Below are 25840 nucleotides of genomic sequence, written 5' to 3'. Positions count from 1 at the left end.
GGTGGCAGCCGCCCCAGCGGCCCCCGGCGTTCCGGCACGTTCCGCTGCCCGCGCACCCGTCCGTCCGCTCACAGCCGGTCCACCCCCGGGCCGTCACCGGCCAGCCCCTCCACGTCCGGGGAAACCGCGACCGCGCCGCGCTCGCGCACCAGCGGCCGCAGCGCCCTGCCCACCACGTCGGCCTGGTCCGAACCGGCGTCGGCCAGGTCCCGCAGTCCCTCCTCCAGGTCGACGGCCTCCTCGCCCAGGCCCACCGTGACCGCGATCGTCTCGCAGACCGCGTCCAGGTCGTCCAGCAGGACGAGGTTCTGGCCCATGTGCCGCTCCCAGAACTCCCGGACGCGGTCGTCGCGGAAGTGGTAGCTGCCGGTCGGCATGATGAAGTACACCTCGAACTTGCGCCGCAGCTCCTCCAGGACCGCCGGGAACGCGATGTTCTCGGTCAGGTCGTCGCCGATCACGTCGCGGACCTCGCGTGCCTTCACCGCGCCGTAGGCCATCTCGTCGCCCACCACGAACAGGTAGCCCCGCCGACCCCGCTTCTCCAGGCAGTCCATGGCGGTGTGCCGTGCCATGAAGTACATCGCCAGTTCGTAGGACTCGGTCATCTGACCGCCGCCCCCGCCCTCCAGCAGGATGTTGCCCAGGTCGTCCTCCAGTTCGTTGCCGGACTCGAACTGGCCGATCTGGAGCGGCACCCGGTCGCAGGTGGCGTCGCCGACCGCGCCGAACAGGATCTGCGGGTCCTGCACGTAACCCCTGCGCAGGAGCAGCCCGAACAGGTCGGGGAGTTTGGTCTGGAGGGAGCGCGGCACCCGTCCCATGGAGCCGGTGACGTCGAAGATCACCGAGACCGCGAGCGAGTTCGGGTGCGCCTCGGAGTCGCGGCTCTCCCGTACGGCCACGCCGTGCGGGTCGAGCGAGTCGTGGGCCCTCCACTTCTCGCGCGGGGCCTTGGCGACGACGTCGTCGTGGTAGCCGAAGCTGCTGATTCCGGCGGAGTTTCGGTAGGCCTGCCGGGCGCGGTAGGCGTCGGTGGACCAACTGCTGCTTCCCATGGTGTCTCCGTGAGTTGTCGGGTGCCCCGCGAGGGGGCGGTCGGGCATCAGGCCGTCGGGGTCCGGTCAGGAAGGCGGAAGGGGCGGAATCGGCGCGGCCCGAAGCACCGCTCCAGCGCCTCGTCCAGTTCGCCGAGCAGTGCGAACGCGTCGCCGGGCCGCCGCTCGGGCACGGGCAGCGAACAGCCGCGTGCGAAGGCCCGCAACTGTCGCGGGAGCCGTCCGCCGGTCACGAACTCCACGCACCCGGTGGCCATGTACACGTCGGTGGCGGGCACGGCGGGGCGGCGGGCGGCGACCTCGGGCGGGTACGCCGCTCGGCGGTGCGGCACCATCGCGGGGACGTGCGGTGCGGTACGGGGTTCGGCGAAGGTCACCGAGTAACACCAGTCCACGAGGACCAGCCCGTGCGCCTGCGGATGGATGAGGACGTGTTCGGGGACGACCGCCCCGTGCACGACCCCGGCCCGGTGCGCGTTGCCCAGGGCCACCAGCAGCCGGCGCCACATCCAGGCGGCGTCGCGGGGGTCGATCCCGTCCGGATGGGCCCGCCGCACCTCGTCCAGGCTGTGGAAGCCGGTCAGCCGCCCCAGCACGTTGCCGCGCCGCTCCACTCCGGTGGCCGCGTCGCGGTGCCGGACCGACTCCACCAGTTCGGGGACGAAGGCGCGGTAGCGTTCGGCCCCGTGTTCCCGGACACGGCGCAGTGCGGTGGCCTCGGCCAGGATCAGGTCGTTGTCGCGCGGAGCGCGGGGCAGTTTGAGTACCCCGTCCCGCCAGACCCGGCCCGTTCCCGGTCCCCGGGCCCCCTCCCGCCACCGCACCGCGTGCAGGTCCGCGACGTCCCCGCTGGCCAGAGCGCCGTCCCGGCTCACGTGGTAGGTCCGCTCCCGGGTCGTGAACGTGATGTCGTCGAGCCCAGGGCCGCCCTCGGCGGCCCGCCGGTAGTGCCGCCAGGCCTCGGTGAGTCGCGCGAATCCGGCCCCGGCCTCGGCAGTGCGGTCGGCGGGCGCGGTGTCGGGGTGGAGCAGTCGGGCCAGACGCCGGTACTCGGCGGTGGCGGCCGGGGGTACCGTGCCGCCGTCAGCGGGCAGGGGGCCGAACAGGGCGGCCGGGTCCGCGGCGAGGCCGAGGGTGCGCAGGGCGGCGTCGAAACCGCCTGGGACGTGCTGCTCGGTACTCATCCGCTCTCCCTGCTCAGCCGTTCTCCGTGGGGGCCGGGGCGCGCTGCTCACCGGGTGTCTGTTCATCGGGTGCCCGCCGTCCGGTGCGGGCTACTGGGTGCCGCGCAGCAGCGGAGGGTGGAGCAGTGCCGCGCCGCCCGCCCGGTACAGCCGGGCGCGTCGGCCTCCCCCCGAGCCTCCGCGGTCGGCCAGTTCTCCGGTGTCCTCGACGAACCCCGGGGTGGCGAGGATCTTGCGGTGGAAGTTGGCGGCGTGCAGTGCGCGCCCCCACACCGCCTCGTACACCCCGCGCAGCTCGGTGATGGTGAACACGGGTGGGAGGAAGGCGGTGGCCAGGGCGGTGTACTCCAGCTTGGAGCGGGCGCGTTCGACGGCGTCGCCGAGGACGCGCGCGTGGTCGAAGGCGAGTTCGTGTCCGGTGGCGGCCCCCTCGCCGTAGCCCAGGGCGGTCCAGGGGACCCACGCGGCCTCCGCGGTGTCGCGGCCGGTGCGCGGGTCGGGCAGGTCGGGTGCCAGCACCATGTACGCCACCGAGATCACCCGCATGCGGGGGTCCCGGTCGATCGCGCCGTAGGTGCCGAGCTGTTCCAGGTGTATCTCGGCGGGCAGGGGGGTCTTCTCCGTGAGTACGCGCAGGGCGGCGTCGGGGAGGTCGGGGTCGGCCGGCCCGGCAGCGCCGTCCCGGGCCCGGACGAACCCGCCGGGCAGGGCCCAACGGCCGCGTTGGGGGTGCCGGGCGCGGCGGCCGAGCAGGACGCGGGGGAGCCCGTCGCGGATGGTCAGCGCGACCACGTCCACGGTGACCGCGGCGGGTGCGAACGCGTTCGGGTCGTAGTCGGCCAGGAACCTGTGTTCGTCGGCCGCGTCGTACCCTTCCGCGGCCGGTCGGCCGTCACCCCGCCGCCCGTCGATCCCTTCGGACACCGCTTCCCCCAAGTTGATCTCAAAGTGAGTTTTTCTCTTTCTGAGTTGAACCTAGCACCGGTGTATCCTCCCGTCCACCCCCTTCGGCCGACACGCCTCGCCGGGCGGCGGATCACGTCACCGTCCGCCGCTAGCATGGTGCGAACGAACGTTCGAGAAGAGAGTCGGGTGGCGACGTGCGCGTGCTGGGAATCGATCCGGGGCTGACCCGTTGCGGTGTCGGCGCCGTCGAGGGGGCCATCGGCCGTCCCCTGCGACTCCTGGCCGCCGACGCCATCCGCACCAGCGCCGACACCGAGCTCCCGCAGCGCCTGGTCGCCGTCGAGCGCGGAATCGAGGAGTGGCTGGACCAGTACGAACCCGACGCCGTCGCCGTCGAGCGGGTCTTCGCCCAGCACAACCTCAGCACCGTGATGGGCACCGCCCAGGCCAGCGGCATCGCCCTGGTGTGCGCCGCCCGCCGCGGGCTGCCCGTCGCCACCCACACCCCCAGCGAGGCCAAGGCCGCCATCACCGGCAACGGCCGTGCCGACAAGAAGCAGGTCGGCAGCATGGTGGCGCGTATCCTCGGACTCGACGGGCCGCCGAAACCGGCCGACGCCGCGGACGCTGTGGCCCTGGCCATCTGTCACATCTGGCGGGGCGGGGCCCAGGCCCGGGTCGCCCAGGCCCAACAGGACTTCGCCCGCAAGGTCGAACTGGCCCGCCGAGCGCGCGGCCGCTGATCCCGCCGGTCCGTACGGCACGGGAAGAAACAGGCAGCAGTACCGCCCCCAGGAAGGAGACGGGCGCCCCTCCAGGCGCCCACACGACATGATCGCGTTCCTCACCGGCCGGGTGGCCGCACGCGGCGCGGGCAGCGCCGTGATCGACGTCGGCGGGGTCGGCATGACCGTCCAGTGCACCCCCTCCGCCCTGTCCCGCCTGCACGTGGGGGAGGAGGGCACCGTGGCCACCAGCCTCGTCGTCCGCGAGGAGTCCCTCACCCTCTTCGGGTTCGCCGACGACGACGAGAGGAGCCTCTTCGAGCAGGTCCAGACCGCCTCCGGCATCGGCCCGCGCATCGCCCTGGCGATGCTCGCCGTGCACAGCCCCGACAGTCTGCGCCAGGCCGTGGCCACCGAGGACACCGCGGCCCTGACCAGGGTGCCCGGCATCGGTAAGAAGGGCGCCCAGCGCATCGTCCTGGAACTGCGTGGCAAGCTCGACGCCCCGGCCCTGAGCGAGGGCACCCTGCCCCCCGCCGACGCCCCGGACAGCGCCCAGCCCAACGGGGCCTGGCGCGGACAGGTCGTCTCCGGCCTGGTCAACCTCGGCTGGTCCGCCAAGGACGCGGAGGCCGCCGCGTCCTCCGTCGCCGCCGAGGCCGAGGACACCAGCGACGTCACCGTCCTGCTGCGCAGCGCCCTGCGCAGGCTCAGCCGCGCCTAGACCGCCCAGGACACAGGAAAGGGGTGCCCCCCGTGCACGAGCGCGACGCCGTCTCACCCGAGGCCGACGTTGAGGAACACCAGATCGAGGGGGCGCTGCGCCCCAAGGCCCTGAGCGAGTTCGTCGGTCAGCACCGGGTGCGCGAGCAGCTCTCCCTGGTCCTGCACAGCGCCCAGCGGCGCAACCGCGCTCCGGACCACATCCTCATGTCCGGCGGCCCCGGTCTGGGCAAGACCACCCTGGCCATGATCATCGCCGCCGAACTCGGCGCGCCCCTGCGGATCACCTCCGGGCCCGCGATCGAACGCTCCGGCGATCTGGCCGCCGTGCTCTCCACCCTCCAGGAGGGGGAGGTCCTCTTCCTCGACGAGATCCACCGGATGGCCCGCCCGGCCGAGGAGATGCTCTACGTCGCGATGGAGGACTTCCGGGTCGACGTCATCGTCGGCAAGGGGCCCGGAGCCACCGCGATCCCGCTCGACATCGCCCCGTTCACCCTGGTCGGCGCGACCACCAGGGCGGGCATGCTCCCGGCGCCGCTGCGCGACCGCTTCGGCTTCACCGCGCACATGGACTTCTACGAGCCCGCAGAGCTTGAGCAGATCCTGCACCGTTCCGCCGGGCTCCTCGGGGCACCGCTGGAGGCGGCGGCCGCCAGCGAGATCGCGGGCCGGTCCCGGGGCACACCCCGTATCGCGAACCGGCTCCTGCGCCGCGTGCGCGACTACGCCGAGGTCCGCGGGGACGGCCGTCTCACGCTGGCCAACGCCCGGGCCGCCCTGGAGCTGTACGAGGTGGACCCCCTGGGCCTGGACCGTCTGGACCGGGCCATCCTGGACGTGCTCCTGAACCGTTTCCGCGGCGGACCGGTCGGGCTGTCCACGCTGGCGGTGTCCGTGGGGGAGGAGGCCGAGACCGTGGAGGTCGTCGCCGAACCCTTCCTGGTCCGCTCCGGCTTCCTCGCCCGCACGCCGCGCGGCCGGGTCGCCACGCCGATGGCCTGGACCCACATGGGCCTCACTCCGCCGCCCGACGCCGCCTTCGGGGCCGCCATGGGCGCCTCCGGCGGGAACCCGGGCTCCTCCGCGGGGAACGACGGTGGCCGTGGAAACGGTCGGCAGGTCGATGGGGCGGAGGGTGGGGACAGCCCCTGACCGGGGCGCGGAGCCTTCACAGGGGGCTCCGGCCCGGGCACAATGAGGCGCGTGCAGCGTGAACCGGGGCCGAACCGTTAGCCCCCTGGTCTCTGCCGGTGGGGTAGTGGTGACCAGCGCCACGTAAACTGTGACGAACGCAGCCAAAGCGGGGCAACGGCCTCGTATGGTGTCGTCCGACGCCGGCGGAACGAGTTCGTGCCCCCGCGCGTTGTACCCACCGGGTACGCTTCCGGCCGCCGTGGCCGGAGCTGCCCGAGAAGGTGGTCGTCGCGGTGTCCGAGCCGACAGACGTCGGCCACAGGAAACGTCAGGAAGGACGCCCCCGTGCAGGGCACTTACATTCTCGCCGACGCTGCCCAGGGAGAGGGCAGCCTCATCGGCATGATGCTCCCGTTCGTGCTGATCCTCCTGGTCTTCTGGCTCCTGTTCTGGCGCCCGAACCAGAAGCGCCGCCAGCAGGAGACGCAGATGCAGAGCTCCCTGCAGCCCGGGGTCGAGGTCATGACCAAGGCGGGTATCTTCGCCACGGTGGTCGAGATCCACGAGCAGGACGTACTGCTGGAGATCTCCCCCGGCACCCGTATCCGGATGCTCAAGGCCGGCGTCGGAGAGGTCATCACCCCCGCCGCCGACGACACCCCGGTCGAGGACCGTCCCGACTTCGGCGACGACGACAAGCCCAAGGGCTGACCGCGGCCGACCTCCGGCGCATCACAGACTTCGGTACCGGCCCCCGCCCGGGGCCGGTACCGCTGTTCTCGGCCACGGCCGAGCAGCACAGCCGATCGACCCACCAGAAGAAGGCCCCGCCAGCCATGCCCGACGACACCGCGGTTCCGGACGCCCCGCACGCCGCCGAGCTCGCCCTCATCGAGGCGAGCATCCGCGACATCCCGGACTTCCCGCAGCCGGGAATCCTGTTCAAGGACATCACGCCCCTGCTCAACGAGCCGAAGGCGCTCGCGGCCACGGTGCGCGGGCTCGCCGCGCCCTTCCGGGGAGCCGGGATCGACCACGTCGTCGGGTTGGAGGCGCGGGGGTTCATCTTCGGCGCACCCGTCGCCATGGCGCTGGGTGCGGGTTTCGTCCCGGCGCGCAAAGCCGGGAAACTGCCCTCGGACATCATCGACCAGGCCTATGATCTGGAGTACGGCACCGCGACCGTCGAGATCCACGCCGACGCGATCACCCCGGGCAGCCGTGTGCTCGTCGTCGACGACGTCCTCGCGACCGGCGGCACCGGCAGGGCCGCGGTGGAACTGGTCCGCAAGGCGGGTGGTACGGTCGTGGGATTCTCCGTCCTGATGGAGCTCTCCGCGCTTCAGGGGCGCGGGAAGATGCCCGACGTGGAGCTGCACACCCTCCTTTCGGTCTGAGGCCGACCTCGCCGCGCCTGTCGCACCCCGCGGGGAATACCGCGACAGGCCGTCCTTGTTGACGTACTCCAGCACTCGGTGTGACGTACCTGGTGACCTGTGTCACTGCGCGTACCTCCGAGTCGGTACCAGGGGACACGAGGGGGCCGGATCGCTCCCCTCGCAGGTGGGGGCGGTCCCACTAGACTGGTGGGAGAGGTGACCGCGGCGGCCGCGTCGACGACTGGCCCTGATGACACGCACGTGCACCGGAGGCGAGCCGGACGGTCACGTCGGCTCCACCGGGCGGATCCGCGGGAGGTAGGCATGCCAAGCGAAGTGGTCTCGACCGGGGCGGTGTCCGAGCAGGGGCCGGGCAGCGGGGCCTCCGGGGTTCCGACGGCCGCCGCCTCCCGTGCCGACGGGCCGGGAAGCGCCGGTGTTCCGGGTACCGGCACGCCTGGAGGGCGCGCGGACGGCCGCGGGGTACCGGCCGGAAAAAGACCACAGCAGGACCGCCCGGAGGGCGCCGCGGACGAAGCGGCGCCCTCCGACGTCTCGGGGCCGGGGGCCCCGGGAGGCCAGGCGGCCTCCACCACACCCTCCACCGTGCGAGTACGCAGAAGGCTCGCCCGACTCGGGGCCCAGCGGGGAGTGACGATGAACCCGGTGCTCGAACCACTGATCAAGACCGTGCGCGCCACCCATCCGAAGGTGGACGTGCGGCTGATCGAACGCGCCTACGAGGTCGCGGCCCACCACCACCGTCACCAGAAGCGCAAGAGCGGCGACCCCTACATCACCCACCCGCTCGCCGTCGCCACCATCCTCGCCGAACTGGGGATGCAGGAGGCCACCCTGGCCGCCGCGCTCCTGCACGACACCGTCGAGGACACCGAGTACTCGCTCGACGAGCTCCGTGCCGACTTCGGCGACGAGATCGCCGAACTGGTCGACGGCGTCACCAAGCTGGACAAGGTCAAGTACGGCGAGGCCACCCAGGCCGAGACGGTCCGCAAGATGGTCGTGGCGATGGCCCGCGACATCCGCGTCCTGGTCATCAAACTGTGCGACCGCCTGCACAACATGCGGACCCTGCGCTACCTCCCGGCCAAGGCCAAACGGGAGAAGAAGGCCCGCGAGACCCTGGAGATCTTCGCCCCCCTCGCCCACCGCCTGGGCATGAACACCATCAAGTGGGAGCTCGAGGACCTGGCCTTCGCCACCCTCTATCCCAAGCGCTTCGACGAGATCGCCCGCCTGGTCTCCGAGCGCGCCCCCCGCCGCGACGTGTACCTCCAGGAGGTCATCGAGGCGGTCTCCGGCGACCTGCGCGAGTCCAAGCTCAAGGCGACCGTACGCGGGCGGCCCAAGCACTACTACTCGATCTACCAGAAGATGATCGCCCGCAACGTGGGCTTCGACGACATCTACGACCTCATCGCGGTGCGGGTCCTGGTGGACAGCGTCCGGGACTGCTACGCGGCCCTGGGAACCATCCACGCGCGGTGGAACCCGGTGCCCGGCCGGTTCAAGGACTACATCGCGATGCCGAAGTTCAACATGTACCAGTCGTTGCACACGACGGTCATCGGCCCCTCCGGCAACCCGGTCGAGCTGCAGATCCGCACCCGTGCGATGCACCGCCGCGCCGAGTACGGCATCGCCGCGCACTGGAAGTACAAGGAGGACCGCAACACCTCCGCCGGTGAGGCCAAGTCCAAGGGCACCGCCGACATGCAGTGGCTGCGCCAGCTCATCGACTGGCAGCAGGAGACCAAGGACCCGGGCGAGTTCCTGGAGTCGCTGCGCTTCGACCTGTCCGTGCAGGAGGTGTTCGTCTTCACCCCCGGCGGTGACGTCATCTCCCTGCCGCAGGGCGCCACCGCCGTCGACTTCGCCTACGCCGTGCACACCGAGGTCGGCCACCGCACCGTCGGAGCCCGCATCAACGGCCGCCTCGTGCCGCTGGAGAACGAACTCCACAACGGCGAGACCGTCGAGATCCTCACCTCGAAGGACCCCGACGCCTGCCCAAGCCGCGACTGGCTCAACTTCGTCAAGAGCGCACGGGCCCGTAACAAGATCCGGCACTGGTTCACCAAGGAGCGCCGAGAGGCCGCGATCGAGCGGGGCAAGGACGAGATCGCCAAGTTCATGCGCAAGCAGGAACTGCCGGTCAAGCGCCTGTTCAGCGGCGAGACCATCATCGCCCTCTCCAGGGACCTGCGCTATCCCGACGTCGACTCCCTCTACGCGGCCGTGGGCGAGCGCCAGGTCAGCGCGCAGAGCGTGGTCAGCAAGCTCGTGGACTCCATGGGGGGCCTGGAGAGCCACACCGAGGACATCGCCGAGTCCGCGCTGCCCTCCAAGGTCGCCACCACCAGGCAGCGCTCCGGGAACCCGGGGGTCGTCGTGGCCGGCGGCGACGCCGACGTCTGGGCCCGCCTGTCCAAGTGCTGTACGCCCGTGCCCGGTGACGACATCGTCGGTTTCGTGACCCGGGGCAACGGGGTGTCGGTGCACCGCCAGGACTGCGTGAACGCCGCCAGCCTGGACCGCGAACGCATGGTCGACGTCGAATGGCGGCCCACCGAGGACTCGATGTTCCTCGTCGCCCTGCACGTGGAGGCCCTGGACCGCTCCCGGTTGCTCTCGGACATCACCCGGGTGCTCTCCGACCAGCACGTCAACATCCTCTCCGCGACGGTGCAGACCAGCCGGGACCGGGTGGCGCAGAGCCGGTTCACCTTCGAGATGGCCGACCCCACCCACCTGGGCAGCGTCCTGCGGTCGGTCCGCGGCGTGGACGGCGTCTACGACGTGTTCCGCGTCCGCAACTGAGGAGGCCGTTCGGACCCGGGCCCCGGCCGGGCCGCGGGCGCGCTCGTGCAGCAGCCGTGCCCGGCCGCTGACGGCGCAGGCGTCAGTCCTCGGCCTCGGTGAGCAGCCGTCGGGTGCGGTCGGGGACACCCGGCGCGAGGGTACCGACGACGTCCGCCAGGGTGACCGCGGCCAGGCTGGACCGCCATGCCTGATGGGCCTGGCGCATCGTTACGGCCAGGACGCACGGTTCCCGGCAGTCCTCCTCGGGGAGGGCCCCTCGCCCCTGCTGTCGGATCTCGCGGCACCGGTACGGGTCGGCGGCGCCGTCGACCGCCTCGATGACGTCGAGCACCGTGATCCGGGACGCCGGACGGGCGAGTCGGAAGCCGCCCCGCGGCCCCGTGGTCCCGGCCAGCACGCCGCCGCGGGCCAGGTGTGCGAGTTGCTTGGCCAGGTAGGGGGCGGGGACCCCGAAGTGCTCGGCGAGGCGCCGCGTACTGACGGTGTCCTCCGGGGCGAGCTGCGCCAGGGAGGCGGCGCAGTGCAGCGCCCACTCGGAACTCTCGGGAAGTTTCACCTGTCCAGTCTATCCGATTAGCGCTATTGTGGATCTCTGATATCCATAATTGATCGGGAGGTCGGCGTATGCGTGTTGCGGTGGTCGGAGCCACGGGCCGGATCGGAGCCCTGACACTGGCGGCTCTGCGCGGGGGCGGCCACGACGCCGTCGCGATCAGTCGCGGCCACGGCGTGGACGTGCTCTCCGGGCAGGGGCTGGACGAGGCCCTGACCGGGGTCGACGCGGTGATCGACGTCCTGAACTGCACCTCGGGGGAGGAAGCCGAGAACGTCCGTTTCTTCACGACCGCCACCGAGCACCTGATGGCCGCGGAACGGCGGGCCGGAGTGAGCCACCACGTCGTGCTGTCCATCGCCGCCGTGGACCGGGTACGGGGGAACCCCCACTACGCGGGCAAGCGTGCGCAGGAGGCCGCGGTCGAGGCGGGACCGGTGCCCCACACGATCGTTCCGGCCACCCAGTTCCACGACTTCGCGGCCATGGTCGCCTCCTGGACCGAGACCGACGGTGTCGCCGGGATCGCTCCGCTGCTGGTGCGGCCCATCGCGCCCGAGGACGTCGCGGACATCCTGGTGCGCGTCGCGGTCGGCGAGCCCCGGGGACGGCACCGGGACGTGACCGGACCCGGCCCCCAGGACCTGGTCGACATGGCCCGCCGCACCCACGCGGTCCGCGGCCACCGGGTCGAACTCGTGCCGACCTGGGAGAACGGGATCTTCGACGCCTCCATGGCCGGCAACGTGCTCCTGCCCGCCGCGGACGCCGAGGTGGCCCCGACCTCGTTCGAGGACTGGCTCGCCGCCCAGGCGGGGTGAGCCTCCCGGGGCGGTGGCCTGGCCCGGGGGCTCCGGCCGCCGTCCCCGGGCCGGTTCTCAGCTCTGCCGGTCGGCCCCCTTCTCAGGGTCCTTCTGCGCCTTGGCCTCCTTGCCCAGCAGGAAGGCCATGGCTGCGAAGACGACCACGCAGGCGATCAGCATCGGAGTCCGCAGCACCGGGACCGGGTCGACGGCCGAAATGATCGCGACCAGAGCACAGCACACCCCGGTGACGGCCATGTAGGTGTTGACTCTGCTGTTCTTCTCGGTCATGGGGGCGCACGCTTTCCGTGTGGGGGGAGTTACGCAAGGAAGCTACCACCGCGTCCTGTCGGGACCGCGCCTGCCGGAAAAGCAGTGGTACCCCCGGGCGCCGAACGTTAGCGTGAGCCCGCCCGTGCCCCCCACGAGAAGGCAGGCCCCGTGCTCGAAATCCACCCCCTCCGGGCCGAGGACGTCCGCCCCCTGGAACTGCTCGCCCAACGGCTCTGGCCGCTGAGCCCGCACCCCGGCGGGCTCGGCTGGCAGCTGGCCACCGGGCAGCTCTCACCCGACAACACGCTCCTGGCCCACCGCAACGGTGAACCCGTGGCCTGGGCCGCGGCCGAGGAGCCCAACGCCCTCTTCCCCCGGAGCCAGATCACCCTCCAGGGCGCCTCCGCCGACCCCGGGGCCGGGTCCGCGCTCCTGGACCGGGCGATGGCCCGGGTCGGTGGCGCCGCCGTGGACCTGCTGGTCCTCGACGGCGACGACGAGCTCCGCGCGCTCGCGGAGAGGGCCGGTTTCGCCGTGGCGGAGGAGAACGTCTTCGGTGAGTGGATGTGCCGGTCCGCCACCGAGGAGGACGTCGTCCTGCCGGAGGGCTACCTGCTCCGTCCGGTGCGCGAGGGTGAGCAGGAGGCCAGGGTGGAGTGCCACCGGAGGGCCTGGAAACCCGCCGACCTGCCCTGGCCGGAGCGCGTGGGCCAGGTTGACCCGGACCTGACCAGCCGTTTCAGCCGGGAGCGCTACGACAGCACCCGCGCCGGTCTGCTGTACGACCGTGAACTCGACCTCGTGGTCGAGGCCCCGGACGGTTCACTGGCGGCCTGCTGCGTCGTGTGGTGGGACCCGAGGAACCGCTGCTCCGAGATCGAACCCCTCGGCGTGGTCCCCGAACACCGGCGCAAGGGCCTGGCCAGCGCCATGGCGCTGGAGGCCTGCACCCTGACCGCCCTGCGCGGCGGGGACCGGGTGTTCATCAACACCTCGCCCAACGAGGCCTACCCGACCCCGGCCAGGACCTACGCCACGGTCGGCTACGAAACCGCCGAACGCGGAACCGTGTACACCCGGCCGGCCCGCTGACCCGGAGGAACAGGACGGACGACCTCCGGGGCCGCCGTCCGGACACACGACGGGCCCCGGTCCACCCAACGGGGTGAGCCAGGGCCCGTCGTGTGTCCGATTCAGAGGCGGATCGTCGTGGACCGCACGATCTGGAACACCGGGTGCCGGTCGGCCTCGGCCTCGAACGCCTCGTCCGGTGCCTCCGGCGGGGCGTCGAAGTACGGCCCGACCACCGCGGCCCTGGGGTGGTTCAGGTACTCCCTGAGCAGCGGTGCCGCCTCGGCGGAGCCCAGCTCGCGCACGCTCACCAGCTCGATCCAGCCGCCCTGGCGCAGCGTCGCGAAACCGTCCTTGCGCAGGTTGCGCACCCAGTCGGCCTCCCCGTAGGGGGAGACCAGGTACCGGCCGCTCTCACTGTCCAGGACACTGAGCGGGATGGTGCGCAGGAAACCGGACTTGCGCCCACGCGTCGTGAGCAGGTGCAGCTCCGGCGGGCACGCCCCGTACTTGACGAAGCCGCTGACGAACGCGTTGGCGGTCCGCCGCAGCTTCGTCATCTCGAACCGCTTCGTCGGTTCGTTCACCATCTTCGGCAACTCCCTCACTCGGATGCTCCCATTGTGATGGTTGTCGGCCTTCGATGGCACCCGTGGCGTGCCTCCTCCTACCGGAACGCGGAGATACCCGTCACCGCCTGGCCGATGCTCAGCGCGTGGATCTCCTCGGTGCCCTCGTAGGTGGCCACCGTCTCCAGGTTCACCATGTGCCGCATCACCGGGTACTCCAGCGTGATCCCGTTGGCGCCGTGGATCCCGCGCGCCGTCCGCGCCACCCGCTGCGCCGCCGCCACGTTGGCGAACTTGCCGAAACTCACGTGGTTGTGGTGGCAGTCCCCCTCGTCCTTCAGCCGACCGATCCGCAGCGCCGCCATGTTGGCGTGGTTGACGTCCACCACCATGTCGGCGAGCTTGCGCTGGGTGAGCTGGAAACCGCCGATGGGCTGCCCGAACTGCTCACGGGTCCGCGCGTAGTCCAGCGCGGCCTCGTAGCAGGCGCGCGCCGCACCCGCCGCGCCCCACACGATCCCGTAGCGGGCCTCGTTCAGGCAGGAGAGCGGGGAGCCCAGACCTCCGGAGCCGGGCATCACGGCGTCGGCGGGCAGGCGTACGTCCTCCAGGACCAGCTCCGAGGTGATCGAGGCGCGTAGCGACAGCTTGCGGTGGATGACGTTCGCGGAGAAACCCGGGGTGTCGGTCGGCACCACGAAACCGCGGATGCCGTCCTCGGTGGCGGTCCACACCACGGCGACGTCGGCCACCGAGCCGTTGGTGATCCACATCTTGGTGCCGTTGAGGACCCAGTCCGAACCCTCCCTGCGGGCGCGGGTACGCATCGAGCCCGGGTCCGAGCCGGAGTCGGGCTCGGTCAGGCCGAAGCAGCCGATCGCCTCGCCCGCGGCCATCCTCGGCAGCCACTCGTTCCTGTGCTCCTCGGAACCGAACTTGTGGATCGCCGCCATGGCCAGGGAGCCCTGCACGGACACGAAGCTGCGCAGCCCCGAGTCCACCGCCTCCAGCTCCCGGCAGGCCAGACCGTAGGCGACCGCGCTGGAGCCGCCGCAGCCGTACCCCTCCAGGTGCATGCCGAGAACGCCCAGGTCGCCGAAGGCCTTGGCGAGGCCGCGCGGGTCGGGGATGGTCCCGGCCTCGAACCAGTCGGCGACGTTCGGCAGGAGCTCACGGGAGGAGAACGCGCGGACGGCGTCACGGACGTCGCGTTCGGTGTCGGACAGTTCGGCGTCCACCGCCAGGAAGTCGAGGGGGTCGGGTGCGGCGGCCTTGCGTCGGGAGTCGCTCATGGTGGGTGTCCCTTCGTGGTGCTTCGGTGACGTGTGTGAGGTCTGTGGGGGGACGGTCCGCCGGGCCTAGCGGGTCTCGGAGCTTTGGACGTCGGTCTGCTGGACGGCCCCGCTCCTGAGCAGGCCCTCGATCCGCTCCGCGGTCAGGCCCAGCTCGGCGAGCACCTGCGCGGAGTGCTGGCCCAGCAGCGGGGGAGCGGTCATCGGGGTGGGCGTGTGCTCCATCCGGAAACCCGCCCGTACCTGTTCCAGGAGCCCGGCGGTGGGGTGCTCGACCGTGCGCAGGACGTCGTCCCCGCTGGCGTCGGCGGTGCGCAGAGCGTCCAGTACGCCCCGCACCCGGCCGACCGGGACCCCGGCGCCGACCAGGACCTCCATCCAGTGCCCGGCGGGCCGGGTGCGCAGTGTCGCCGAGAGCTCTCCGACCAGCTCGTCCCGGTGCGCCACCCGGTCCGGGTTGGTGGCGTAACGGGGATCCCCGGCCAGGTCGGGGCGGTCGATGGCGGCGCACAGCCGCTGGTACAGCGCGTCGTTCCCCGCGGCGACCACGATCTCCGCGTCCTGGGCGGGAAACGCCTGATACGGCACGATGGTGGTGTGCGCGTTGCCCACACGGGCGGGTTCGGTGCCGGTGACCAGCGCCTGCTGGGTGAGGTTGACCAGGCTGGACAGGGTGGAGTTGATCAGCGAGACACTGATGTTCTCGCCCCGCCCCGTGGCCCGGGCCCGCATGAGCGCGCCGAGGATGCCCACGGCGGCGTTCAGCCCGGTGAGGACGTCGGTGAGCGCCACCCCCACCTTGCTGGCCGGGCCGTCGGCGGGCCCGGTGGTCGCCATCAGGCCGCTCTCCGCCTGCACGACGATGTCGAAGCCAGGGCGGGTGGCGGGCTCGTGTTCGGGGCCGAAGCCGCTCACCGAGCAGTACACCACGGCCGCGTTGCGTCTGCTGATCTCCTCGTAGCCCAGGCCGAGCCGGTCGATCACCCCCGGGCGGAAGTTCTGGATGACCACGTCCGAGGTGGCGCAGAGCTCCTGGACGGCGGCCAGCCCCTCGGGGTCCTTGAGGTCCACGGCCAGGCTGCGCTTGTTCCGGTTCACGGACAGGAAGTAGGCGGCCTCGCCGGGGGAGTGGTGCTCCCGGTGCTCCTCGGCGGGTTCGGCGTAGGGCGGCCCCCAGGACCGGGTGTCGTCGCCCCGGCCGGGCTGCTCCACCTTCACCACCTCGGCGCCCATGTCGGCGAGGAGCATGGTCGCGTACGGACCCGCCAGGACCCGGGACAGGTCGGCCACCCGTACCCCGGCGAGTGGCGGGGACGGGTCCGGTTCGGGGGCGGATCCGGTTTCCGGGCTGTTCGCGCTCACGTGGAGGTCACTCCTTGCCGTCGGGGTCGTTGGCGGGGCCGCCGGGCAGCTGGTCGCCGTCCCGCAGCTGGTAGTAGGTCTCCAGGCAGCGGCGCAGCGCGGTGGTGAGGGCGGCGCCGGAGTGGCCCGCGTACCGCGTCTGGACCCGCTGGACGATCTCCGCGATGTCCTCGGTCACCGAGGCGCCCTCGACCAGGGCACGGAAGAAGTCCTTCGCCAGGTCGGTGAGCAGGGTGGTGTCCGCGGCGACGATACGGCCGTCCGCGGAGTCCACCGCGAGTACGACGCCGAGCCGCTGGTACTGGGAATGGCTCGCCACCGAGTCGGGGAGGCGGGCGTAGCCGGAGATGAGGACAACCCTGGGGTTGCGGAAGATCTGCTGAATACGGTCGTCGCCGTACAACGGAAGGCACCTCTCGTCTGCGGGCATGCGAAAACTCCAACGCACTGGAGTCTCGCGCCTGAAGGGCGGCCGGGGGAACCGGACACCCGCGACATGAGGGCAGTTCGGGACCAGTATGGCCCAGCCGTGGCAGCGGGTGTCAAGCGGGGTCGTGGTCCAGGACACACGGACACGCGGATGCGTCCCCGGCGGACCCTGTGTTACATTTCGGCACAGGTCACGAGTACCAGCGACAAGCCCCGGCTAGCTGGTCGGCAACCCTCCTTCCGCGGTGGGGTGCCCCGGGTGAGGACCAGGTCCCGACACGACCGTGTCAGACAAGCGCGGACCCCTGAGGTGAAGCCGTCATCCGGCGTACCCCTGCGGGTCCCACGACTCGCAGAAGAGGTGCCCCATGACCACTGTCGTCCCGTTCGACTCCACCCGCTCCGCCGCCCGCACGGCCCACGCCGCCGACCGGGCCGCGGCCCCCGAGTGCTCGATCGTCACCGCCGAGGGCGGGGTCCCGCTGGTCACCGGGGAGTACGCGGAGTACGCCAACTTCGACTACGCGGCCAGCGCCCCCTGCCTGACCAGTGTGGCGGAGGCCCTCTCCGAGGCACTGCCGTTCTACGCCAGCGTCCACCGCGGCGCCGGACACCACTCGCAGGTCAGCACCGACGCCTACGAGCGCGCCCGCCGCAGCGTCGCCCGCTTCCTCGGCGTGCGCACCCAGGCGGACCAGGGCGGTTCCGCCGACGCCGTGGTGTTCGTCCGGGGCACCACCGACGCCGTCAACCTCCTGGCCCGGGCGGTGCCCGAGGGGTGCACCGTGGTGGTCTTCGAGTCCGAGCACCACGCGAGCCTGCTCCCCTGGGAGCACCCGGCCTCACGCGCCGCGAAGGTGGTCCGGCTGCCTCTGCCGGAGAGCCCGGAGGCCGCCGTCGGGGCCGCCCGTGCCGCTCTGGCGGATGCGCCCGAGGGTCCCAGGCTGCTCTGCGTCACCGCGGCCTCCAACGTCACCGGTGAGATCTGGCCGGTGGAGGAACTGGTCGAGGCCGCGCACGCCGAGGGCGCCCGGGTGCTGGTGGACGCCGCCCAGTACGTGCCGCACCTGCCGTTCAGCCTCACCGGGACCGGTGCGGACTACGTGGCCCTGTCCGGGCACAAGCTCTACGCGCCCTTCGGTTCGGGCGTGCTCGCGGGCCGGGCCGACTGGCTGCGCGAGGCCACCCCGTACCTGGCCGGCGGGGGAGCGACGCGGAAGGTCACCGAGTACGACGTCGTCTGGAACGACCTCCCGGCCCGCCACGAGGCGGGGAGCCCCAACGTGCTGGGGGCCGTGGCACTGGCCGCGGCCTGCGACACCTTCACCAACCGGACCCTGTCCCTGCAGCACATCCGCGAAGCCGCGCTTCTGGAGCGCCTGCGGGCCGGCCTGACGGAGGTCGACGGTGTGCACGAGCTGACCCTGTGGGGGGCCGAGCACGCGCGGGTCGGGATCGTCTCGTTCGTCGTCGACGGTCTGCCCGCCGACCTGCTCGCCGCGGCGCTTTCCGCGGAGTACGGGATCGGCGTCCGGGACGGTCTGTTCTGCGCCCACCCGCTCACCGGCCACCTGCTGCCCGAGGGGCACACGCAGGCGGTGCGCGCGAGCCTGGGCGTGGGAACCACCGAGGAGCACGTCGACCGCCTGGTGGGCGCCGTCGCCGACCTGGTGGCGAGGGGGCCGCGCTGGGAGTACGCCGACTGCGACGGCCGTCTCGCCCCGGTCCCGGACCCGCGCAACGTGCTTCGGAGTCCGGACACCGAAGCTTGAGGGCGGGGCGCACACCGCGCGGTGTTCGGGGCGGGAGCTTCGGGACCTCGGGCTCACAAAAGCTTGCGACGCACGACCCTACATAAGGCGCAATAAGGCACATTTCACCCAGGTATGTGCTGGGGATCACGTTCACAAGCTGTACTATCAGGCCCTGACGGCAAGGCGCGCCGTCGCCGGACCCGACCGGTCCGCCCCGACGGAGCGTCCTGCCTCCCGCGAGCGAACCGGCTGGGGGAGCGTGATCGTGACGGACGTCCGAGGACCCAAGGCAGGTCCCCTCACGGCCGTGTTCCGAGAACAGAAACCCCCGTACGTCCCGGGACGCGAACCCCGGGTCGTCAGCCTCGGCGGGAGCCCCTGCCCGCCGCCGGACCCGGCCCGAGCCGAGCAGACCCGCCTTCACCAGGCCTTCCTCGGCCGGGTCATCGACTACCTGTGCGCCGACGCCGGCATCCGCCAGTTCGTGGACTGGGGGTGTTCCGTGCCCGGGACCGCCGAGCGCGTGCACCGGGCCGACGCCGAAGCCGCGGTAGTGCACGTCGCACCGCACGGGACCGCCGGGATACTCGCCGCCGCGGACGACGCGGCCGTCCTGTCCGGTGAGGCTTCCGGTACCGGGGACGGGGCCCTGCTCCGCCGCCTCCACACCAGCGGGCTCGTCGACTTCGACGAGCCCGTCGCCGTACTGATGACCCGCCCCTTCACCGAGGAGGCCCCGCCCACCGGGCTCGCCGCCCTCCACTCGGTGATGCGCGGCGGAGGTTACCTCGCCCTCACCTCCACGGCGCCCCGAACCGTGGTCGAACGGGCCTTCGACCCCTTCCTCCTCGTCGAACCGGTGGTCGCCGATCTCACCTGGTGGCCCTACCCGGATGACGACGTGCCCGCCCCGGGATGTGGAACCCTGGGCGGACTGGGCCGTGCGCCCGAGCGAGGAAGGGGAGTGCGCCGATGGCACTGAACTGGAACGGCGAGATCCTGGCCCAGATGCGGTTCTACTGGGACTTCTCGCTGTGGCCCCGGCTGGAGGGGCTCACCGACGCGGAGTACTACTGGGAGCCGGTCCCGGACAGCTGGACCGTGCGTCGGCTGCCGGACGGCCGCCACGCGCCCGACGGCGCCTACCCCGCACCCGAACCCCCGCCGGTCACCACCATCGCCTGGCGCCTCGGCCACATTGTGGTGGACCTGTTCGAGACCCGCATCAACTGGCACTTCGGCGACCGCACCGCCAACCGCGACACCATCGACTGGCCCAGCAGCGCAGCCGAGGCCAGGCAGCGCCTGCGCAACGCCTACCTCACCTGGTCCGACCACGTCCAGGAACTGGACGACGACGCCCTGGCCGTCCCCGTGGGCGACGCCGAGGCGCCCCAGTGGTCCGACTTCCCCCTGGTCGTGCTCATTCTGCACCTGAACCGCGAGTTCATCCATCACGGGGCCGAGATCGCCCTCCTACGGGACCTCCACCGGGCCCGCTTCGGTGCGGAACCCACGCACTAGAGCACGTGCAGCGGGTCCACCCGGACCTGGGCCAGGTGTTCGTCCCGGCGTGCGCTGCGCGCCGAGGCCGCCGTCTTCAACGCCCGGGTGAGCTCCCCGACCGACCCGCGCGGTACCCGCAACAGGGCCCGTTCGGTCTGGTCGGTGCTGCTGTCGGTGCGTTCCTGACCCACCGGTACCGGACCCAGCAGCTCGGCCCGTTCCGGGAGCTCGATCTGGTCCAGCAGCTCGCGCACGTGTTCGGGGGCGCCGGTGACCGAGGCCATCGACACCGCCGGGGGGAACCCGAGCTCCCTGCGCTCGGCCAGCTCCCGTTCGGCGAACCCACCCGGATCCCAGCGCACCAGCGACTGCACCACGGGCAGTGAGACGTCCGCGGACACCACCACCGCGCCACCCGGCCGTACCAGAGCGGAGGCGTTCAGCCAGCGCCGCAGAGTCTCCTCCGAGGCACGCAGATCGGCCCGGTTGAGCAGCGCCCACCCGTCCAACAGGACCGCCGCCGCGTATCCGCCGCCGGTGACCGCCGGTTCGGCTCCGGGGGTGGCCACCACCAGCGACGGTTTGTCCGGGACCTCGGAGAGCACTTCCTCACGGCCGGAGGTACGAACGGTCAGCGACGGGAAGGCCCGGCCCAGCTCTTCCGCGGTCCGGCGGGCACCCACCACCACCGCGCGCATCCGACTCGCCCCGCACCCGGGGCACGCCCACTGCCCAGCCACCCGGCCGCACCAGCCGCACGAGGGCATGGCGTGTGATCCGCGCACGGCCAACGGCCCGTTGCAGGCGTCGCAGCGCGCGGGTTCACGGCAGCCCGCGCAAGCCAGGGTGTTGAGGTAACCCCGGCGCGGAACCTGGAACAGCACCGGACCGCTCCTGGCCGCCTCGCGTGCCGAACGCAGCGCCACGCTCGGCATCCGCGCGGACCGGGCGGCCCCGTCCCGGGCGAGTTCGCGGTCGTCACCGGCGGGTTTGACCAGCGGGGCACGGCTGCGCAGCGTCGCCCGGTCTGCGACCAGCGGACGCGCCCACCCGGACTCCACCAGCAACTGGGCGTCGGTGGTGCGGGTGTGTCCGCCGATCAGCGCCGCGGCGCCGGCCCGGTGCGCCCGCATCGCCAGAACCGTGCGTGCGTGCAGGTATGGGGCGTGCGGATCCACGTGCACGTCGTCGCCGTCGTCCCACAGGACCACCAGCCCCAGGTCGCGGACGGGTGCGAAGACGGCGGCCCGGGTGCCCACCACGACCCGTACCTGGCCGCGTAGCACGGACAACCAACTCCGGTACCGTTTCGCGGGGCCCAGGTCGGCGGTGAGCGCCGCGTGGCGGCCCTCGCCCAGGTGCCGGGTGAGCGCCGCGTCCACCGCGGCCACGTCGCGGCCGTCGGGCAGCACCACCACGGTGCCGCGCCCCGCGCCCAGGGCGGCCTCGGCCGCCACCGCGATCGCGTCGGTCCAGTCGCCGCCGGGCAGGGCGTTCCACACCGCGCGGGCCGGACGTCCCGCGTGCAACGCCTTGATGAAGGCGGGGCCCTGCGGGTAGGCGTCCCAGGGGCCGGGGTCCACCTCCGGTACGGCCGCCTCCACCGTCTCCTTGACGGGGGCGCCGTCGTCGGGCGGGAGTGCGCTCTCGGGGTGTTCGCGGACCTCGGGAGGATCCTCGCCGGTGGACTCCACACCCTCGACGTCCTCCTCCCGGGCCTGCTCCTCGCGCGCGGTCTCCTTCTCCACCCGTGCGTGTCGGGGCGGTACCGCCAACCGCAGGACATCGCTCAGGGTGCCCGCGTACCGGTCGGCGACGGCTCTGGACAACGACAGGATCTCTGGGGTGAGCACGGGTTCGGGGGAGACCACCGTCTCCAGGTAGGCCAGCTGTCCGGCGAAGTCCGAACTCTCCACCCGCTCGGCGAGGAATCCCGCGAGCAGGCGGCCGTTGAAACGCACCTTGACCCGGCACCCGGGCACGGCGGCCTCGTCCATGTCGGCCGGTACCCGGTAGTCGAAGTAGCGGTCCAGGTGCGGCAGCGGGGTGTCGACGATCACGCGTGCCACGGGGAACCGGTCGGCGGGCCGACGCTTGGCCGGGCGACGGCTCTTCGCTGTGTCGGCCTTTCCCCTGGCCGGTTCCTTCTTCTCCTGTCCGGGCAGGTCGAAGAGAACCTCGTCGGGCTGGCCGGGCTGCGCTGTCATCACTCCTGGTTTATCAGAACCGTCCGACAACACCGCTCTTCCCGGCGGGGCTCCCCGGCCGGGACTGGTAGAACAGTGACCCGTAGGCGCAGCGGAGGGGGACTCGAAACATGAAGCTTGTCTTTGCCGGAACACCTGAGGTGGCGGTGCCCTCACTCCGGGCGCTGATCGACTCCGAACACGAGGTCGCGGCCGTGGTCACCCGGCCCGACGCCCGATCCGGGCGCGGTCGAAGGGTCTCCGCCAGCCCCGTCGGCGAACTCGCGGAGAGCGAGGGGATCGAGGTCCTCAAGCCCGCCAGGGCGGGGGACCCCGAGTTCCTGGAGCGCCTCGCCGAGATCGCCCCCGACTGCTGTCCGGTGGTCGCCTACGGTGCCCTGCTGCCCCAGTCCGCGCTGGACATCCCCGAGCACGGCTGGGTCAACCTGCACTTCTCGCTGCTGCCCGCCTGGCGGGGGGCGGCCCCGGTCCAGCACGCCGTCCTGCACGGGGACGACGTCACCGGCGCCTCCACCTTCCGGATCGTCAAGGAGCTCGACGCCGGGCCGGTCTACGGCACCCTCGCCGAGACGGTCCGCCCCACCGACACCAGCGGTGAGCTCCTCGAACGCCTCTCCGTGTCCGGGGCCGGGCTCCTGGCCCGCACGATCGACGGCATCGCCTCCGGCGAGCTCACCCCGGTCCCGCAGCCGAACGCCGACGTGTCCTACGCGGGCAAGCTCACCACCCTGGACGCCGAACTCGACTTCACCGCGCCCGCCCAGCGCGTGGACCGTCTCGCCCGGGCCTGCACGCCCGCGCCCGGCGCCTGGACCACCTTCCGCGGTATGCGCCTGAAGGTCGGCCCGGTCCGGCCGGTGACCGACGCCGACCGCCCCGACCTGGAGCCCGGCCAGCTGCACGCGGACAACAAACGCGTCCTCGTGGGGACCAGCACCCACCCCGTCGAGCTCGACCGGGTCCAGCCGCAGGGCAAGAAGGCCATGGCCGCCTCTGACTGGGCGCGCGGGGTGCGCCCCACCGAAGACGACCGACTGGGCCGTTGAGCTGCCGTACTCTCGGAGCTGGCGGGCGTGAGCGCACGCCGGTACATGTCCCCGGTTTGTTGAGGCAGAGCACACGTTGAGCGAGCAGTCCCGGTCCCGGCAGCAGCGTCCGCGAAAGGGCGGCAAGCCCAGGCAGGGCGGTGGCCGGCGGTCCGGTCCGCCCCAGCCCCGCGATCCGGCACGCCGGGTCGCCTACGACGTGTTGCGCGCGGTCGAGCAGCGTGACGCCTACGCGAACCTGCTGCTGCCCTCCCTGCTCAACGAGCGCGGTATCCACGGCCGGGACGCGGCGTTGGCCACCGAGCTCACCTACGGGACCCTGCGCGGCCAGGGCACCTACGACGCGATCCTGGAGACCTGCGTCGACCGTTCGCTCTCCTCGGTGGACGAGGAGGTGCTGCCCCTGCTGCGGCTCGGCTCCCACCAGCTGCTGTCCACGAACATTCCGCCGCACGCGGCGGTCAGTGAGACCGTGGACCTGGCCCGCCGTGTGGTGGGCCACCACCGCGGCCGGTTCGTGAACGCGATCCTGCGCAAGGTCAGCGCCCGGGACCTGGAGGCGTGGACCGAGGTCATCGCCCCCGACCGTGAGCGCGACCCCAGCGGTTACCTGTCCGTGGTGCGGAGCCACCCGCGCTGGGTGGTCAAGGAGTTGGCCCGCGCCCTGGGGGAGCGTGCCAAGGACGGCCTGGTCCGGACCGAGGAGCTGTTGATCGCGCACAACGAGCGCCCCAAGGTCACCCTGGTCGCCAAACCGGGCCGGGCCAAGGTCGCGGACCTGGAGGAGTCCGGTGCCGTCCCGGCCCGGTACTCGCCCTTCGCCGCCTACCTGCCCGAGGGCGACCCGGGTGCGATCCGTGAGGTCCGCCAGAACCGGGCCGCCGTCCAGGACGAGGCCAGCCAGCTCGTCGCCCTGGCGCTGTCCCGGGTGGACGCGCACGGCTCCGACGGCCTCTGGCTGGACATGTGCGCGGGCCCCGGCGGCAAGGCCGGCCTGCTGGCCTCCATCGCCGGTCAGGGCGCGGCCCGCCTGGTCGCCTCCGAACTCCAGCCCGCCCGTGCGGGCCTGGTGGCGAACGCCGTACGCCGCGCCCCCCGCGACGCCGGACGCGTCATCGCCGCCGACGGCACCAGGCCCGCCTGGAAGCCGGGTTCGTTCGACCGGGTCCTGGCCGACGTGCCGTGCACCGGCCTGGGCGCCCTGCGCCGGCGCCCCGAGTCCCGTTGGCGGCGCGGCCCCGAGGACGTCGCCCGGCTCGCCCCGCTCCAGCACGAACTGCTCACCAACGCGGTCGAGGCGGCACGCCCCGGAGGCGTGGTCGCCTACGTGACGTGCTCGCCGCACCTGGACGAGACCGACGTGGTCGTCCGGAGGGTCCTGGACGAACGCGGGGACCTCGAGCTCCTGCGCGCTCCCGACTACCTCGACGAGGTCCCCGACCTCGCCGCGGGGCCGGAGGGCAGGTACGTCCAGTTCTGGCCGCACGTGCACGGCACCGACGCGATGTTCCTCGCCCTGTTCCGGAAGAAGTCGGACTAGGTGCGTTCCCGCCGGACGCGCCCCGGCGGCACGCACGCCCTCAGGCCGAGAGCTCTCCCAGGGCTGCGGTCAGTTCTCGGCTGACATGCTGTGCCGTGCGTTCGTGCGCCCGGGCCCGGTAGGTATCTCCCCCAGGGGAGGTTCGGACAAAAGGGAATCTACGCCGTAAAGGCAGTGCTTATTCGGCCCCGAGTGCGACCACCACGCAGATCATGCAGGAGTTCCCCGCCTCCCTCAACAGGTAACGGTAGGACTCGGCCCGGAGTTCAGCGCCCGTCCCGTCGAGGTAGGACCAGCGCACGTCCGCCCACACCAGTCTCGACGTGAGCTCCTCCATCCTGCGGACCTCGGGCACCGCGCCGACCACCCCGTGCTCCCGGTACCGCTCGGCCGCCCCCGCGAAAGCCCCCTTGACGTCCGCGGGGGAGGTCACCGGGATGCTCTGTGTGTCCCCCGCGACATAGGCGGGGTAGCTGTGCCGGGCAGCGATCCCGTCGAGGTCCCCGGCCACGAGTTCCCGGCCGTAGGCCTCCAGGAAGTCCTGCAGCCCCTCCTGGTCGAGCATGACGCCTCCCCCGTGTCACCTTCCCCCTCCCACCTGCCCCAGGCTCACCCTGGCTACACTGCTGACGTGGCAATTCAGATCTCTCCCAGCATCCTCAGCGCCGACTTCGCGCACCTCGCCGACGAGGCGGCGGCCGTCCCCAACGCGGACTGGCTGCACGTCGACGTCATGGACGGACACTTCGTCCCCAACCTCACCCTGGGCCTGCCCGTGGTGGAGTCCCTCGCCAGGGCGGCCGCCACCCCGCTGGACTGCCACCTGATGATCGAGGACCCCGACCGCTGGGCGCCGGCCTACGCCGAGGCGGGTGCGGGCAGCGTCACCATCCACGCCAAGGCGGCCAGCGCCCCCGTGCGCACCCTGCGCGAGATCCGCAGGCAGGGCGCCCGCGCCGGACTGGCGCTCAACCCCGCCGAACCGGTCGACCCCTACACGGACCTGCTCGGCGAGATGGACATGCTGCTGCTGATGACCGTCGAGCCCGGTTTCGGCGGCCAGAAGTTCCTGGACCTGGTGCTGCCCAAGATCCGCAGGGCCCGGGAACTCATGGACGAGCGCGGCGCCGCGGTCTGGCTCCAGGTCGACGGCGGGGTGAGTGACGAGACCATCGAGCGCGCGGCCGAGGCCGGGGCGGACGTCTTCGTCGCCGGTTCCGCCGTCTACGGCGCCCAGGACCCGGCCAAGGCGGTCGACTCCCTGCGCGCGCAGGCCCGGCAGGTCAGCAAGCTCGCCTGATCCGGGCCGCCACGGCCCCGGCGGATAACGATCGCGGCGCGGCATCCCTGTGGGCCTGGTCACAAAGGCCCCGTGCGTCCTATCCTGCCCGCTGTAGTCGTTGATTTTCGCTTGGTCGCGGCTCCGTCTTCCCCTGCGCGCGCCGCGAGTGCCCGTGTCCGGGGGAGCGGCGCGGCGTG

Annotated in this window: 25 protein-coding genes and 1 riboswitch; of the genes, 14 read left to right on the top strand and 11 right to left on the bottom strand. The window is 72.2% G+C overall.

Features of this window, described 5'->3' with window-relative positions:
- Nucleotides 1-68: 68 nt before the first annotated feature.
- From AC0VYD_RS18195 to AC0VYD_RS18185, 3 genes are all read right to left on the bottom strand, one after another.
- Nucleotides 69-1058, bottom strand: coding sequence for a hypothetical protein (locus tag AC0VYD_RS18195; RefSeq protein ID WP_475476698.1), 990 nt, complete (start codon nt 1056-1058; stop codon nt 69-71).
- 47 nt (nt 1059-1105) lie between these two features.
- Nucleotides 1106-2242, bottom strand: a complete 1137-nt coding sequence (locus tag AC0VYD_RS18190; protein ID WP_475476697.1) for a molecular chaperone DnaJ — start codon at nt 2240-2242, stop codon at nt 1106-1108.
- Nucleotides 2243-2332: 90 nt separating this feature from the next.
- Nucleotides 2333-3154, bottom strand: a complete 822-nt coding sequence (locus tag AC0VYD_RS18185) for an NUDIX hydrolase (RefSeq protein WP_475480301.1) — start codon at nt 3152-3154, stop codon at nt 2333-2335.
- 188 nt (nt 3155-3342) lie between these two features.
- Here AC0VYD_RS18185 and ruvC point away from each other — a divergent pair, with 188 nt between their 5' ends.
- From ruvC to AC0VYD_RS18155, 6 genes are all read left to right on the top strand, one after another.
- Nucleotides 3343-3891: a crossover junction endodeoxyribonuclease RuvC gene (gene ruvC, locus AC0VYD_RS18180; protein ID WP_475476696.1), complete on the top strand. Its 549-nt coding sequence runs from the start codon at nt 3343-3345 to the stop codon at nt 3889-3891.
- A gap of 88 nt (nt 3892-3979) precedes the next feature.
- Entirely contained in the window at nt 3980-4597 is a 618-nt protein-coding gene (ruvA, locus tag AC0VYD_RS18175; protein ID WP_475476695.1) for a Holliday junction branch migration protein RuvA, read from the top strand.
- 32 nt (nt 4598-4629) lie between these two features.
- Nucleotides 4630-5751, top strand: a complete 1122-nt coding sequence (ruvB, locus tag AC0VYD_RS18170; protein WP_475476694.1) for a Holliday junction branch migration DNA helicase RuvB — start codon at nt 4630-4632, stop codon at nt 5749-5751.
- Between the two features lie 327 nt (nt 5752-6078).
- Nucleotides 6079-6444 carry a preprotein translocase subunit YajC gene (yajC, locus tag AC0VYD_RS18165; protein WP_229826252.1) on the top strand — a complete coding sequence of 122 codons (366 nt, stop codon included), beginning with the start codon at nt 6079-6081 and terminating at the stop codon, nt 6442-6444.
- A 125-nt stretch (nt 6445-6569) separates the two neighbouring features.
- Entirely contained in the window at nt 6570-7130 is a 561-nt protein-coding gene (locus AC0VYD_RS18160) for an adenine phosphoribosyltransferase (protein ID WP_475476693.1), read from the top strand.
- A gap of 639 nt (nt 7131-7769) precedes the next feature.
- Nucleotides 7770-9953 carry a RelA/SpoT family protein gene (locus AC0VYD_RS18155; RefSeq protein ID WP_475476692.1) on the top strand — a complete coding sequence of 728 codons (2184 nt, stop codon included), beginning with the start codon at nt 7770-7772 and terminating at the stop codon, nt 9951-9953.
- A gap of 82 nt (nt 9954-10035) precedes the next feature.
- Here AC0VYD_RS18155 and AC0VYD_RS18150 read toward each other — a convergent pair whose 3' ends face one another.
- A complete protein-coding gene (locus AC0VYD_RS18150) occupies nt 10036-10512 on the bottom strand; it encodes an RrF2 family transcriptional regulator (RefSeq protein WP_475476691.1) in 477 nt (158 codons plus the stop codon).
- A gap of 68 nt (nt 10513-10580) precedes the next feature.
- Between AC0VYD_RS18150 and AC0VYD_RS18145 the strand changes: the two genes are divergently transcribed.
- Entirely contained in the window at nt 10581-11330 is a 750-nt protein-coding gene (locus AC0VYD_RS18145; RefSeq protein ID WP_475476690.1) for an SDR family oxidoreductase, read from the top strand.
- A gap of 57 nt (nt 11331-11387) precedes the next feature.
- Here AC0VYD_RS18145 and AC0VYD_RS18140 read toward each other — a convergent pair whose 3' ends face one another.
- Nucleotides 11388-11603, bottom strand: coding sequence for a hypothetical protein (locus AC0VYD_RS18140; protein ID WP_475476689.1), 216 nt, complete (start codon nt 11601-11603; stop codon nt 11388-11390).
- A gap of 150 nt (nt 11604-11753) precedes the next feature.
- Between AC0VYD_RS18140 and AC0VYD_RS18135 the strand changes: the two genes are divergently transcribed.
- Complete coding sequence (locus AC0VYD_RS18135) at nt 11754-12677, top strand: GNAT family N-acetyltransferase (RefSeq protein WP_475476688.1); 924 nt, start codon at nt 11754-11756, stop codon at nt 12675-12677.
- Nucleotides 12678-12778: 101 nt separating this feature from the next.
- On the opposite strand, the gene AC0VYD_RS18130 is transcribed toward AC0VYD_RS18135, so the two are convergent.
- The 4 genes from AC0VYD_RS18130 to AC0VYD_RS18115 all read right to left on the bottom strand — a co-directional run bounded on the left by AC0VYD_RS18130 (nt 12779) and on the right by AC0VYD_RS18115 (nt 16282).
- On the bottom strand, nt 12779-13246 hold the full coding sequence (locus AC0VYD_RS18130; RefSeq protein ID WP_473038791.1) for a nitroreductase/quinone reductase family protein: 468 nt from the start codon (nt 13244-13246) through the stop codon (nt 12779-12781).
- 77 nt (nt 13247-13323) lie between these two features.
- Nucleotides 13324-14517 (bottom strand): acyl-CoA dehydrogenase family protein, encoded by a 1194-nt coding sequence (locus AC0VYD_RS18125; protein WP_475476687.1) that lies wholly within the window; start codon nt 14515-14517, stop codon nt 13324-13326.
- A 66-nt stretch (nt 14518-14583) separates the two neighbouring features.
- Nucleotides 14584-15879, bottom strand: coding sequence for a CaiB/BaiF CoA transferase family protein (locus AC0VYD_RS18120; protein WP_475476686.1), 1296 nt, complete (start codon nt 15877-15879; stop codon nt 14584-14586).
- Between the two features lie 7 nt (nt 15880-15886).
- Nucleotides 15887-16282, bottom strand: coding sequence for a DUF3870 domain-containing protein (locus AC0VYD_RS18115; RefSeq protein ID WP_452542166.1), 396 nt, complete (start codon nt 16280-16282; stop codon nt 15887-15889).
- Between the two features lie 215 nt (nt 16283-16497).
- Nucleotides 16498-16612: riboswitch (SAM riboswitch) on the top strand.
- Between the two features lie 64 nt (nt 16613-16676).
- Between AC0VYD_RS18115 and AC0VYD_RS18110 the strand changes: the two genes are divergently transcribed.
- From AC0VYD_RS18110 to AC0VYD_RS18100, 3 genes are all read left to right on the top strand, one after another.
- Complete coding sequence (locus AC0VYD_RS18110) at nt 16677-18080, top strand: aminotransferase class V-fold PLP-dependent enzyme (RefSeq protein ID WP_475476685.1); 1404 nt, start codon at nt 16677-16679, stop codon at nt 18078-18080.
- Nucleotides 18081-18369: 289 nt separating this feature from the next.
- The gene (locus AC0VYD_RS18105) at nt 18370-19044 is read left to right on the top strand and encodes an SAM-dependent methyltransferase (protein ID WP_475476684.1); all 675 of its coding nucleotides are present in this window, start codon (nt 18370-18372) and stop codon (nt 19042-19044) included.
- The gene (locus tag AC0VYD_RS18100) at nt 19035-19586 is read left to right on the top strand and encodes a DinB family protein (RefSeq protein ID WP_473038797.1); all 552 of its coding nucleotides are present in this window, start codon (nt 19035-19037) and stop codon (nt 19584-19586) included. Before AC0VYD_RS18105 ends, AC0VYD_RS18100 begins: the two co-directional genes overlap by 10 nt.
- Here the strand turns inward: AC0VYD_RS18100 and AC0VYD_RS18095 are convergent.
- The gene (locus tag AC0VYD_RS18095) at nt 19583-21775 is read right to left on the bottom strand and encodes a primosomal protein N' (RefSeq protein WP_475476683.1); all 2193 of its coding nucleotides are present in this window, start codon (nt 21773-21775) and stop codon (nt 19583-19585) included. The genes AC0VYD_RS18100 and AC0VYD_RS18095 overlap by 4 nt on opposite strands.
- Nucleotides 21776-21885: 110 nt before the next feature.
- Between AC0VYD_RS18095 and fmt the strand changes: the two genes are divergently transcribed.
- Nucleotides 21886-22821 carry a methionyl-tRNA formyltransferase gene (gene fmt, locus AC0VYD_RS18090; protein ID WP_475476682.1) on the top strand — a complete coding sequence of 312 codons (936 nt, stop codon included), beginning with the start codon at nt 21886-21888 and terminating at the stop codon, nt 22819-22821.
- Nucleotides 22822-22897: 76 nt separating this feature from the next.
- Complete coding sequence (locus tag AC0VYD_RS18085) at nt 22898-24361, top strand: RsmB/NOP family class I SAM-dependent RNA methyltransferase (protein ID WP_475476681.1); 1464 nt, start codon at nt 22898-22900, stop codon at nt 24359-24361.
- Nucleotides 24362-24539: 178 nt separating this feature from the next.
- Here AC0VYD_RS18085 and AC0VYD_RS18080 read toward each other — a convergent pair whose 3' ends face one another.
- Nucleotides 24540-24926 carry a hypothetical protein gene (locus AC0VYD_RS18080; RefSeq protein WP_475476680.1) on the bottom strand — a complete coding sequence of 129 codons (387 nt, stop codon included), beginning with the start codon at nt 24924-24926 and terminating at the stop codon, nt 24540-24542.
- Between the two features lie 66 nt (nt 24927-24992).
- On the opposite strand from AC0VYD_RS18080, the gene rpe reads away from it, so the two are divergent.
- Nucleotides 24993-25661, top strand: coding sequence for a ribulose-phosphate 3-epimerase (gene rpe, locus AC0VYD_RS18075; protein ID WP_475476679.1), 669 nt, complete (start codon nt 24993-24995; stop codon nt 25659-25661).
- Nucleotides 25662-25840 lie beyond the last annotated feature (179 nt).

Source organism: Nocardiopsis sp. iso_40 (genome assembly GCF_056173285.1).
This window is presented reverse-complemented; position numbering and strand designations above follow the sequence as displayed.